Genomic DNA, 11,300 nt, shown 5'->3' with positions numbered 1-11,300 from the left:
TTTTATAAGTTTTTTGCTCTAATGAAAAAGGATTAAATCCAAATAATATATGAATACCTTTTTTACTATAAGATTTTAAAGCATATTCGATATGTGCAAAAATTAAAGGATATTTTTCTGATAAATATGATTTTATTTTAGGCCAGTCGAGAGCACCGTTTATATCTAGCCATCTATCTTCCGCTCTGTGAGCGTCTAAATCTAACATTAAATGTCTGAGAACTTGCAAACCGTTTGGATTTCTAATGGCACAACTTTGTAAATCTGGAGCTTGTTCCCGCTCGCAAAATCCCGCTAAACGGTTGCCATCATTATCAAAAAAGTACTTTTTATAATCGTATTTTGCGTGCTGTGGTAGAAATATTTTGGCTAGAGACATGCAACCTTTCTAAGTTGCATTCCGTTTTACAGCGTGTTAGGCTATTTACAGTACGCGTTCGTTAAAGTCCGCGAACTGTACGGAATGCCTAGTTTTTTTCGCCTTACGGAATGCCTTGGCTTTTGTATGTAGTTGTGTAATGGGCGTTCTCAAAGCCTCGTAAACTGTAGAGAACATCCAGTCTAGATACTAACAATAATGTAGTTAAACTACAAGCTCCCCGCCTTATTCAATCCCTCGCTGTCCAGCGGGGGTTTATTTTTTTAAGTAAACAGTTTCTTTTAAAATTCATTTAATTTCTACCCTCAGTATTAAAACACGCTCATGTATTTGTTACTTTATTAAATAAACAAAATATAAACTTTAGTAAACAAATTTAAATACCTACTGTTTGACACGGTGTAGAATTTACCCTACTTATAACAAAAGTCAATTGTTTGTTAACGCTTTTTTTATTAAGGAGATCGAATGAAGATAAATAATCAGATCAAGAGTTACGTTGCTTCAATCTTTATTTCTTTTATTGAATGGTTTGAATTCCTTGTTTTTGCATATATATTTGTACAAATATTTAACTCAACAACCGATCTTAATGTTACAAGTGCTTTTCAAAAAATTGGTATTCTATTAAGCTTTTTTGCAAGACCTATTGGCGCATTTATTTTTGGTAAATTATCCGTTACAAAAGGAAGAATACCAAGCCTTTTAAATACATTAAATCTTATGATTATTTCATCATCATTAATTATAATAGCAACGATACTAAAAGAAAATTTATATTTATGTGCTGGTCTTGCAATTCTTGCACGACTTTTACAAGGCGCTGCAATTGGCGGAGAAGTAACGACTTCAATATTATATATTTATGAAATATCAAAAAACAAAGCGACAGCAATCGCTTTTGCGGGTCTTGGTTCTGCTCTTGGAATGGGACTTGCAACATATACACCCGCTTTACTAAGCGGTATTAAATCAATTGATAATAAGATTTATATTTCATATGGCATTTCGATTGCTTTATCAATTGCTGCTTTATTTATAAGAAGATCATTAATTGAAACAAAAGAGAATAATAATGGAGTTAAAATAAAATTAAACAAAGAATATTTTTTATTGTCTCTAAATATTTTTAAGTACGTTTTTCCTTTTGTATTCTTTGTTTATTATATTTTCTTAGTTTTTCCTACATATTTAAAAGATAATTTTAATATATCAAGTGAAGTTTCAGAGTACTATTTAACATATTTTAGTTTCTTTACAGGTATTGCTCCAATATTTTTTGGAATTATTGCAGACAGAATTGGTATTGAAAAAGTTTTAAAATGGACAATTATTTCAACTATTCTATATATTCCTTTATTCATTTTTATCAAAAATCCAATTTTTCAAATCAACGCTATTTCACTTTTAATGTCAGCTTATTTTTCCGTAGGTTTTACAAAACTATTTACAAAAACAACTATGGATAATTTATACCTTTCATTCCCTGTGCTTTACAATTTAATTGTTGCTATAATTTCGTCACAAATAATCTTACTCTTTAGCTTAAATATTGACCACGATGTTGTTTTTATTATATCAATTTGTTTAATGTTCATAATTGGAATAAAAGACGTTTTTGTTTCAAAAAAAAATGTGCATAGCGAAGGGAAGAATGTCTATGGAATTTGAAAGAGTAACAACATCAATGGAAAAAAAATCAATTGATAAAGTTAAGGTTTTTAAAGATATCTTTAGAGAAATAAAAAATTCAAATTATGATAAAATCACATTTTCTTTTTCTAATTTGCAATCAAAAAATTGTATTTTAATAACTGAGAATTTTGAATGGCTTGACAAATACGTAAATGACAAATTATATCTGGAAGATCCAATTTGTGATTGGGAAGATTTAGCGTTATGCAATTTAAAAAGATTAACAAATAAAACAACAGAGTTTATTGATATTGATAAAGCGCATGACAATATAAACGGAAAAAAACTTAGGGAAATAAGAAGCCAGTTTAATATAAAATCTGGTGGTATTTCCGTTTCTTATTTTGATAATATTGTACTTTCAGTTGGATGGTGGTCATCTAATATTAATTTAAATTTCATGGAAAATTACGGATCTTCAGAGTCGAGAATTTTTTTTGAGAAATTAATAAAAGAAATACTTTTTATTTATTGTCAAAATAAAGGAATGATATTTAAAAATAATAATTGAAAATTTAGGGGTTTTTATGCTCGAATTAGACACAATAGGTAAAAGAGTTAAATACTGTAGAGAAATATCTAAACTTTCGAGAACAAAAATGAGTTCGCGATATAATATCAGTAATTCAACACTTAGCGCTTATGAAACTGACATAAAAAATCCCTCTGATAAAAGACTTAAAGAATTATTAGAAATATTTAAAAAAGAAAATGTAATTGTAAGTTACCAATGGCTCAAACTTGGAAAAGGAGATTTACCTAGAGAATTTAAATGTTTTGAAGTTAATAGTAAAAATAATTTTGATTATATTGATAGTATTGAGCTAATGAAACAAGAAGAAATGCAGATAAAAAATAAATATCCAAACGCTATTTTTTTTATATGCAATACTTTTGATATGGAACCAACAATTTTTTTTGGTGACTGGATTTTTGGGCTTCCAATCAACATTACCGATATTAAAAAATTTGAAAATTACCCTTTTATTTTTAAAATAAATGATGTAACTTATATAAAATATCTATCTAATATTAATACAGATGGCTCCTTAAATATTGTAGGTCTGAATCACAAGAATTCAAAAAATGATTTTTATTTACAAAATATAATCCCCTCCGAAGTCGCGCCAATTTTTTGGACAAGAAGAAATCCAGATAATTTCATGTAAAAAGGTATATAAAATGAATTTAAAGCTAGCTGAAAAAAAAGATATTGAAAATTTAATTAACATAACAGAACAAGCTCGGACTACTCTAGGATACCCCGAAAGCTATGTTATTCCCTTTAGGAAATATTTAAATGAATATTTTAAGGATAAACAAATATTAAAAGACAGAATAACAATAATTAATTATGATGATAATCATAAACCAAATGGTTTTATTTCTTTTTATAAATTAAAAGACGAATCTTTAGTTGAAATTAGTTACTTATTTATATTGCCCGAATATCAAAAAAAAGGTGTTGGCTCAATGCTTATAAATTCATGCGAAGATATTGTTAAAAAATTTGATGTAAAAAAAATTAAATTAGGAGCGGAACCAAAATCAATCGAATTTTATTTTAAACATGGATATATAAAAACAGAAGAAGTATTACAATCGGCTGTGTTTAGCGATTTAACATATCCGTACGTTGAAAAGCATTTGTAAATTAATTACTTTTTAGTTCTAATCCAACCCAATAACCCTGTCTCTTTTTGCAAAATCCCCTGCATCTCTTTGGCCATTTTTAAAAGCTCACTTTTTAAATCTTTATTTTCGGTTTCAAACCTCTCGCAACGTCGCCGCTCATACTCCAATGCCTCTTTAAGTATGATCACCGTATCACTCTCCTGTTGTATAATAGGTTGTACCACTTCAGTACGGGGTGCTACACTTCCGTTGCTATCCTGTAGTAATAACAGTAGATCATTTTTATTGATCAACTTGTAGCCCTCTGGTGATGTTGTGTATTTTAAAGTTCCACTCTCTAACCAACGCCTAATTGTAGTTGCTGACTTACCACTATGTTTTGCTGCACCATTAATTGTTAGTATCTCAGTTGATCTATTACTTGCCATATATACGTACCCCCAACGTTAGATCATTAGTATAGCATACCATGTTGATCTACAGTTCAAGCAATAAATAAACATGCGTTACTTTATAGCATAAATTATATTTATAAATTTATATACAAATGATTTAATATTGAAATGTAAATAAAGTGACACTAACTTGACTAAAATTTATTTTAACATTACAAATGAATAGTTAGTGTCACTTTATTTACATTTAATTTACACATCAGGAGAAAATCATGCGCCAGTCATCCGCTCCAAGTTTTATTTGTCCTGTTCCACGAGAACCAGTTATTTTGTGCCCTAACTCTATAGTTATAGAAGATGACGGCATCGAATATCTCGTTGGTAAAACTGCACAACTTGACGCCCCAGAATCGGCTAGAGCTATCGGAGGATCTCTAGCAACTCCACAGTACAGGAGGCTTTTAAAAGCAATTGTTGCAATGTCTCTTGGTGCTGGTGAGCACAACGTAGCTTTAGCTTTAGCCGTAGCTCAAAACTGGATCGACAAATTTCGTGATAAAGCTGGATCAATTAAATTAACAAAAGAAAATACAGAATTACTTAAAGAAACATTAAAAGAAATAAAATTCAGAAAAGGATCTTCAGACTCACCAATACAAATATGCAAAGTGAATTTTGCTATTGAACCCACCGTTTACTTCGAAACTCAAGCCGTTACGTTTTGCATACCCAACGCTTTAAAAACTTATGCACTTTGGCAAATTGGTCACGGTGATAAACAACAAGCTGTTTTATTGGATGGTAGGCCTGCCACAAACGCTTTGCAAAGAGTCGAAGGCTTAAGCGGCGCAATTAAAAGGTTTGCAAAAAATACAGGATTAACCGAGGCGGAAGCAATTAAAGCTTGGCAATTAGGAACAAGGCCAGAATCAGATGAAATGAATGGAAAACGAGTTGATTGTACAAACGAAAAAAAGAAGGCTGCGAAAGAATATTTTTCAACATCTGTAAGTAAATTATTAAATAGCATGCAAGATTACCGTGAACGAGTAAGAAATATTGTTCTATCAGGTGGAGCAGCTAAAGATGAAATTGCAGTAGAAACGCTAAAAAATGAGGTTGAATCTACTGGATGGTACAAACTGCATGTAATAAACAATTTACCTAAAAAAGATGACAGATGTGAAGATCCTGTCTTTGTTTGCGCTCATGGTTTAGCAAGTGCGCCATTTCTTCAGCAACATGAAGGCATCAAACTTGGTTTAGATGTCGGTAATTTTGCGTTAAAATCAGTAACAATCGGAGAATAAAAAAATGGGAACTAGAATAACAATTGAAGATTCAAAAAATGAAGCAATAAAAGAGCTAATTGATGTATTAAATGGTAATGTTACGCCTTTTAAATTACCAGCAATGATGAATTGGCCAGACCCTAGTAAAAAACGCGCGCAATCAGAACGAGCATTAAGGCTTATGCTTGCTGGATTAGATATAATAAAAAAAGAGTATCCAGTAGAAACAATAAGAGAAATAAATGATATAAAAAAAACTGTAATAAACGAAGCGGTTAGAACTGAAGGTTGGTAATTAGCAACTAATAAAAATCAGGAGATTTTAAAATGATAAAAAAAGGATTTTTTATTGCAGCGTCATTGATGATTATAGGTTGTGGTGTTAAAAACGGTAAAAAAAATAATATTAATAATGAAACTTCATTAGACAGTTATGATCCTAGCAAAGAATCGCCAGCTATTAATTTACCCCCAAAACCTCCTGTTGTTCCTGAAATAAAAGAAGATGTAGATGCTGTTAGATTAATAGGAGAAGGTAAAAATTATAAAATTTCTGAAGTTGATTATACTGATCATAGAACATTTTTAAGAGAAAATATAAGACCCATAAGTGTTTATTATTCAAATATTTCAGGAAATTTTAATATTAACGTAAAAAAATTAGATTATAATTTAATTAAGATTACATATTCAGGTATAGCTTATTTACAAAATGGTAGCGATATAAAAGCGATTATAGATTGTACAGAAACAGCAGAATATGAAGCGGAATTTTTTGGTAGTAGCTATTCCCCTATAAATGCAAAATTAATAAAAAATGGCTGTAAAGTAACAGGTCTAATGTTGTTTCCTGAATTCAAGCAAAAAATAGGATGGCTCGAAGAAAAAGATTTTTTTACAAGGATTGGCGTTTCAACCAATCCTAACGTTAGAGAGAGTGAAGGCTGTTTTTTTGACTTTATTGAGAATTAGAGCATTTTGGAGATTTATAATTACTTACATCTTCATCTCTTGATAACGAATATTGATATTTTAAATATTCAAGAGGAAGTTTTGCAGATCTAAATTTATCATTAGCAATTTCTATTCCATTTGAATATAAATTTTCAATAGTATTTCTACTTGTATCTGAAATATCAGCCATAATTGTTGATAAATTACCATATAAAATAGTTAGACTATTTTTTAAAGAAGTAGAGCCAACACCCCAAGACGCGCTATTTTTTAATATATAGTTTACAGTTCCAACTTGTTCGCCTGATAAATTACCTATTATATTTTGTATTTGCTGTGAAATTTTATTATTACTTTGCCCAGAAATACTTTGTAAAGCAAATTGCAGATTCCTTAACTGCAACTTTAATTGATTAATAGGCAATGTTCCGTAGTTATTCACCATACTTTGAACTAGATAAATAATAATTTGAGATTGCGAGATTTGGGTATTTAGCACACCCATATAACATGCGTCTTTAATCAAATTATTAACCGTTTCTTGTGTTAAATCAGCTTGAATATCCTTAATATGTAAATTACAGTCCCTTACAAACTGAGCTGATTTTGTTTTGTACGGATTAATATCCACAACCGATAACTTACCTGCTGAAGTTATTTTTAATTTTGTTTCATCATATTTAAATGGTGCAAAGGTTCCAGAAGCAGACTTAACACCAATATATTGGCTGATATTATCGCTACAACTATAATTATAAGTTATTTCATAATTCAAATTTACATCGCTTCTATTTTTTAGTGAAGGGATATTTTCTAAATCACCCGTTACAGCACTACAAAAATCGTAAGTTCCATCAGGGTTATATTCGCAATTCATTAGCTTATCACCAATATTTAAAGCAAATAAATTTTGAAATGAAATTAAACTAAATAATAAAGTAATAGATTTTTTTATAGTACTCAAGGCAATTCTCCATATAGTTTTAAATATTTATTTCTGAAATATTGATCGGGTGATGTATCATTTTTAGCTAATTCCGCTAATCTATTTTTAAAAGTTCCTTTAGCAATTGGTTTTGCAGTATGTTTAATTTCGGAAAAGCTAACCTGAGTTTTAAACACTTCACCTATATCTTGTACTTGTAAAAATATTTTCTCTATTTCCATCAATGGAATTGGAGCTAACCAATTATTATTTGGAACAGAGGTGTACGCTCTAAAATAAAATGGTTTTAAATCATTTTTATTTATATCGGTTGTTAACGATATCATCATTGGCGTATCCCAAACGATGGTTTGTGGTCCATACGAATTTCTGGCTAAAATAGTGCCATCAGAGCTAATTAGTTCAACTATAAAAAAATTACCGTTATTTGGATGCGAACCTACATAGCCATTCCATTCACCAAAATATCCATTATTACGCGCTCTGAATGTAACTTTAGTTTGTCCGAAAACTTTAACAGTTGATGCGTTTGTTTTGTAATTTAAAAGATTCGTTTGTGCAATAATTCCATTAGGTGAATTTGACCAAACCCCCGAATATGTAAACATATCATCATAAACACCCGAATTGTAGCCACAATATTTATGCCATTTTGATCCACTTTTATGTGCATTATACCAGTCTGGTGTTGTACCAAGACATGAATTGCCACTGCTTGCAATTTCATATGCCGTCATAGTTAAACTTTTAGATCTTGAATCTGTGCAAATTGTTCCACCATTTGGTGCTATGGCACAATCCGCATATGCTTTTCCGCCACAAGAAATTGCTAATAAACTTAAACAACTTAAAATAATTTTTCTCAATTTTATTTAATCCTCATAATGTAAATTGTCGTTATATTTTCTGGTTCTATATTAAATTTTTTATAATTTGTTACACCCGATGTCTGCGCGTTTTCTAGCACGTCATTTATTGCGTCTCCATATACGCCAGATGTAAACATCTCTGTTAATACTGTTGGGGAATTTATTAACCTCATAGTATCACCGCTTCCGCCACTACTTGCTATTCCTGAATATTGAAAAACATTGTCTTGATTTGGCTGTGAATTTTTATCTGCATTAGTGTAAATATATTGTTCTAATACTTTTTGAGCACCATTTATTTTTATTTGATATTCGCCAGTTTTATGTGTGTGTGAATAATTGTGAGTATGATTAAAATCTGCACTATGTTCACTATTTCCTTGTTTTTTATTATCTTCTAATGAACCTTTTAAAAATAAATTGTTATTTAAATTTGGTATTATTTTCCCATTAAAAGAAGAACTTTGATCATTAATTTTTTGACCATTACATAAAACAAATCCAAATTCATCCGCTTTTTCTAAAGCAACACATTTATAACCACCAAGACTAGGAAAAGTCGGTAAAACAATTCCTACAGGTACGCCAACAACAGAAACTTTTTGCAATTGTTCATCAAGATAATGTAACCATTTTGCCGTTAGATTTTTCCAATAATTTTCCCATTCCCTTGGTGGAACTTCATTTATATCCCAACCATTTTTTATTTTTTCTAGCGGATATTCTACTTTTGTAGGTGTATTATTAAATCCATTTTTATTATTTTCGACACACCAATCGGGAAACACATCAGGTTTATTCATTATTTAATTCTCCAATTAAAGAAGCATAACCGCCCCCTTTGTTATTATTAGTATTATTATATATTGTTCCATATCCATTAAATTTATTATTATTAAAACCAAATGGCTTATCATCTAAGGTATATTTTAAATCAAGAGAAACACATACACCCACTGAGTTAGCGATATATTTATATTGATATAAAGAGCATTGTGAATTATTTGAAAACAATTCGACTCTTGCGGGGTATGTTTCTTTATAAACAAATTTATTATTATTTAAAATTATTTTAGCTGCTGATAATATAGATAAAATAGTACCATCTGAATTATCAAGAGCTATTTTATTTAAAACTTTCTGTTTATAATCATCGTCATTCAAATCATTTCTTAATACGTTTCTTATCTCGCCATTTGAATCTATTTGTTTACCTATCGCATTTTTCAAACTCCTATTATTATTTAATTGCTCAAGAGCCTCTTCTATTTCATTTAACTCAATCATTAAACATTCGACTAATATATTAATTATTTTCTTATTTTTAAATTGATGTAATAACTTTTTCTTTCCTTCAATTATATGATCTATTTTTTTAAACATTTTTAATAACCATAATATCATTTACACTGAATGACGGGTATTCAGTCCTACCGATTTGAACTTCACTTTTAAAAATGTTTTCATCTTTTCTGGAAAGTGTTAAATTTATTCCTTTAATTCCTGAACAACTGTTAAAAATTGAACCGAAAAACTTTTGATCAATTAAATTTTTATTTATTCCTAATTTGTTGCCGTAATTTAGGACAGCATTTTTTATTAATTGTTCACCATTTTCGGGGAATTCATCAAATATTTTTATTTCAATTTTAACAATAACTGATACTTCAACAGGACGTGAAAAATAAATATCAAGCCATTGATTATCAATTAATACAGGGATTTTCTTAGATCCGTAAGTTTCAATTCCACCAATTTTATTTTCTGAAATTACTTTAGCTATTTCATTTTCGTCTCCTCCTTCGATCAAAACTTCAAATGCTTTTGGCGGTATGCCATCTAAAGATTTTCTATCGCTTTTATTTTCTTTGACATCTACATCTGAAACCCCCCTTAAATTTCTTAATTTCGCTTTTAAAGATGGGATTGTATTTTGCCCTCTCAGTGCTCCTGATTTTTTAATTCTAATTTTATAGTCAGTGTCAGACTCTAAAAGCCTGCCTATTGATTTTGGACGCTCAAAATTATTCGCTGAAATTAGCCCATTAACTGGTGAAACAATTTTATTTAATGTATCAACAGGGCAAAATATTGAGCCATTGTTCATAGCGTAAAATAAAGATTTATTTGTTACGTTTTCAATCAATTGGTTTTGATCTACATAAGGATCAAAAGGAATGAAATTTTTTGAACTTATTGTGTATGTTGAATCTTTTTGAGTAATAATATAATTATCATTACTGAATTTATTAACTAATTCCCTGCAAACATCATTAGCCTTGTCTCCTGCTTTAGCAATGTAAGAAACTTCGTAGCCATCGACTACGGTTGTATAAATTTTATCTTTAATTACATTGTCGTTTATTTTTGCTGTAAATTCTATACAATTCGATTTATTTAAAATAACATCATCTACTAAATAAAATAGTTCATTATTAGCAATACATTTTAGTAAAAAGTTTTTTTCTATTTTTGTCCCAATTTTTCCTTTTAAAGCAACAACTGTTTTTGTACAATCTGCTTCAAGCCTTTCAGCCGAAACATGCAAGGCGATATCGTCAACATTTTTTCCCTCTGAACTATCTAGTATCTGACCGTCATAAACTTCTTGAACTCCTTGCCACGCGTCCGCTATTTCACTAGAAAACACATCAATAATATTTCCAAGAAGCTTATCTTCTGTTTCTATTTCCTCGCCTATTTCTTCAATTTTAAGTTTTAAATTATTTAATATATTTAATTTTATTTCATCAAACCTTTTAATATTTAAACCTTGTGGAGTTAAAAAAGAACTCATAAGCTTGCCTCTAATGTAACAATATCTTTATTTTTAAATTGAATATTAGCTTTATACTCATATGTTTTTTCGTTAATTTCAGAAACAAAACTATCAAATTTTATAAAATCTTTTATGCGTGATAGTTCACTTTTTATAAACATATCTATTCGTTCTTTTTTATTACGCTTATTAAATATTTCGGTGAAGTAGGGGACTCCAATATTTACATCAAGAAAATATTCGCCTCTAATCGTGTTTAATCTAATTTTAACAGCTTGCGCTTTATCTTTTGTTAGCTGGATTTTTCCATTTATTAAAGCGATATCACCTGATTTATCTAAAAATATATCAACCAT

Annotated in this window: 15 protein-coding genes; 7 read left to right on the top strand and 8 right to left on the bottom strand. The window is 29.5% G+C overall.

What is annotated here, in order from left to right; translation table 11 throughout:
- Positions 1 to 379: hypothetical protein (locus ACIQ56_RS16930; RefSeq protein ID WP_397602212.1), on the bottom strand; the 379-nt coding region annotated here is incomplete at its 3' end.
- Positions 380 to 847: 468 nt separating this feature from the next.
- Here ACIQ56_RS16930 and ACIQ56_RS16925 point away from each other — a divergent pair.
- Genes ACIQ56_RS16925 through ACIQ56_RS16910 form a run of 4 tightly spaced genes read left to right on the top strand, consistent with a single transcriptional unit; the run spans position 848 to position 3,727 of the window.
- Positions 848 to 2,050: an MFS transporter gene (locus ACIQ56_RS16925; protein ID WP_397602211.1), complete on the top strand. Its 1,203-nt coding sequence runs from the start codon at positions 848 to 850 to the stop codon at positions 2,048 to 2,050.
- Positions 2,034 to 2,585, top strand: coding sequence for a hypothetical protein (locus ACIQ56_RS16920; protein ID WP_397602210.1), 552 nt, complete (start codon positions 2,034 to 2,036; stop codon positions 2,583 to 2,585). The genes ACIQ56_RS16925 and ACIQ56_RS16920 overlap by 17 nt, the downstream gene beginning before the upstream one ends.
- Before the next feature lie 16 nt (positions 2,586 to 2,601).
- On the top strand, positions 2,602 to 3,243 hold the full coding sequence (locus ACIQ56_RS16915; protein ID WP_397602209.1) for a helix-turn-helix domain-containing protein: 642 nt from the start codon (positions 2,602 to 2,604) through the stop codon (positions 3,241 to 3,243).
- A gap of 13 nt (positions 3,244 to 3,256) precedes the next feature.
- Complete coding sequence (locus ACIQ56_RS16910) at positions 3,257 to 3,727, top strand: GNAT family N-acetyltransferase (protein WP_397602208.1); 471 nt, start codon at positions 3,257 to 3,259, stop codon at positions 3,725 to 3,727.
- 5 nt (positions 3,728 to 3,732) lie between these two features.
- Here the strand turns inward: ACIQ56_RS16910 and ACIQ56_RS16905 are convergent, their stop codons facing one another.
- Positions 3,733 to 4,137 (bottom strand): hypothetical protein, encoded by a 405-nt coding sequence (locus ACIQ56_RS16905; RefSeq protein ID WP_397602207.1) that lies wholly within the window; start codon positions 4,135 to 4,137, stop codon positions 3,733 to 3,735.
- A gap of 239 nt (positions 4,138 to 4,376) precedes the next feature.
- Here ACIQ56_RS16905 and ACIQ56_RS16900 point away from each other — a divergent pair, with 239 nt between their 5' ends.
- From ACIQ56_RS16900 to ACIQ56_RS16890, 3 genes are read left to right on the top strand one after another with little or no spacing between them, the layout of a single operon-like run.
- On the top strand, positions 4,377 to 5,414 hold the full coding sequence (locus ACIQ56_RS16900; RefSeq protein ID WP_397602206.1) for a hypothetical protein: 1,038 nt from the start codon (positions 4,377 to 4,379) through the stop codon (positions 5,412 to 5,414).
- Between the two features lie 4 nt (positions 5,415 to 5,418).
- Positions 5,419 to 5,691: a hypothetical protein gene (locus tag ACIQ56_RS16895; RefSeq protein ID WP_397602205.1), complete on the top strand. Its 273-nt coding sequence runs from the start codon at positions 5,419 to 5,421 to the stop codon at positions 5,689 to 5,691.
- Between the two features lie 32 nt (positions 5,692 to 5,723).
- The gene (locus ACIQ56_RS16890; RefSeq protein ID WP_397602204.1) at positions 5,724 to 6,368 is read left to right on the top strand and encodes a hypothetical protein; all 645 of its coding nucleotides are present in this window, start codon (positions 5,724 to 5,726) and stop codon (positions 6,366 to 6,368) included.
- On the opposite strand, the gene ACIQ56_RS16885 is transcribed toward ACIQ56_RS16890, so the two are convergent.
- Genes ACIQ56_RS16885 through ACIQ56_RS16860 form a run of 6 tightly spaced genes read right to left on the bottom strand, consistent with a single transcriptional unit; the run spans position 6,355 to position 11,300 of the window.
- Positions 6,355 to 7,314, bottom strand: coding sequence for a hypothetical protein (locus ACIQ56_RS16885; RefSeq protein WP_397602203.1), 960 nt, complete (start codon positions 7,312 to 7,314; stop codon positions 6,355 to 6,357). The two genes, ACIQ56_RS16890 and ACIQ56_RS16885, sit on opposite strands and share 14 nt — an antisense overlap.
- Positions 7,311 to 8,162: a hypothetical protein gene (locus tag ACIQ56_RS16880; RefSeq protein WP_397602202.1), complete on the bottom strand. Its 852-nt coding sequence runs from the start codon at positions 8,160 to 8,162 to the stop codon at positions 7,311 to 7,313. The genes ACIQ56_RS16885 and ACIQ56_RS16880 overlap by 4 nt, the downstream gene beginning before the upstream one ends.
- Positions 8,163 to 8,164: 2 nt before the next feature.
- On the bottom strand, positions 8,165 to 8,968 hold the full coding sequence (locus ACIQ56_RS16875) for a hypothetical protein (protein ID WP_397602201.1): 804 nt from the start codon (positions 8,966 to 8,968) through the stop codon (positions 8,165 to 8,167).
- The gene (locus ACIQ56_RS16870; protein WP_397602200.1) at positions 8,961 to 9,548 is read right to left on the bottom strand and encodes a hypothetical protein; all 588 of its coding nucleotides are present in this window, start codon (positions 9,546 to 9,548) and stop codon (positions 8,961 to 8,963) included. The genes ACIQ56_RS16875 and ACIQ56_RS16870 overlap by 8 nt, the downstream gene beginning before the upstream one ends.
- Positions 9,541 to 10,962 carry a hypothetical protein gene (locus ACIQ56_RS16865; RefSeq protein WP_397602199.1) on the bottom strand — a complete coding sequence of 474 codons (1,422 nt, stop codon included), beginning with the start codon at positions 10,960 to 10,962 and terminating at the stop codon, positions 9,541 to 9,543. Before ACIQ56_RS16865 ends, ACIQ56_RS16870 begins: the two co-directional genes overlap by 8 nt.
- The gene (locus ACIQ56_RS16860) at positions 10,959 to 11,300 is read right to left on the bottom strand and encodes a hypothetical protein (RefSeq protein ID WP_397602198.1); all 342 of its coding nucleotides are present in this window, start codon (positions 11,298 to 11,300) and stop codon (positions 10,959 to 10,961) included. Before ACIQ56_RS16860 ends, ACIQ56_RS16865 begins: the two co-directional genes overlap by 4 nt.

Origin of the sequence: Silvanigrella sp. (assembly GCF_044369315.1) — a bacterium.
Lineage (GTDB): Bacteria > Bdellovibrionota_B > Oligoflexia > Silvanigrellales > Silvanigrellaceae > Silvanigrella.
This window is presented reverse-complemented; position numbering and strand designations above follow the sequence as displayed.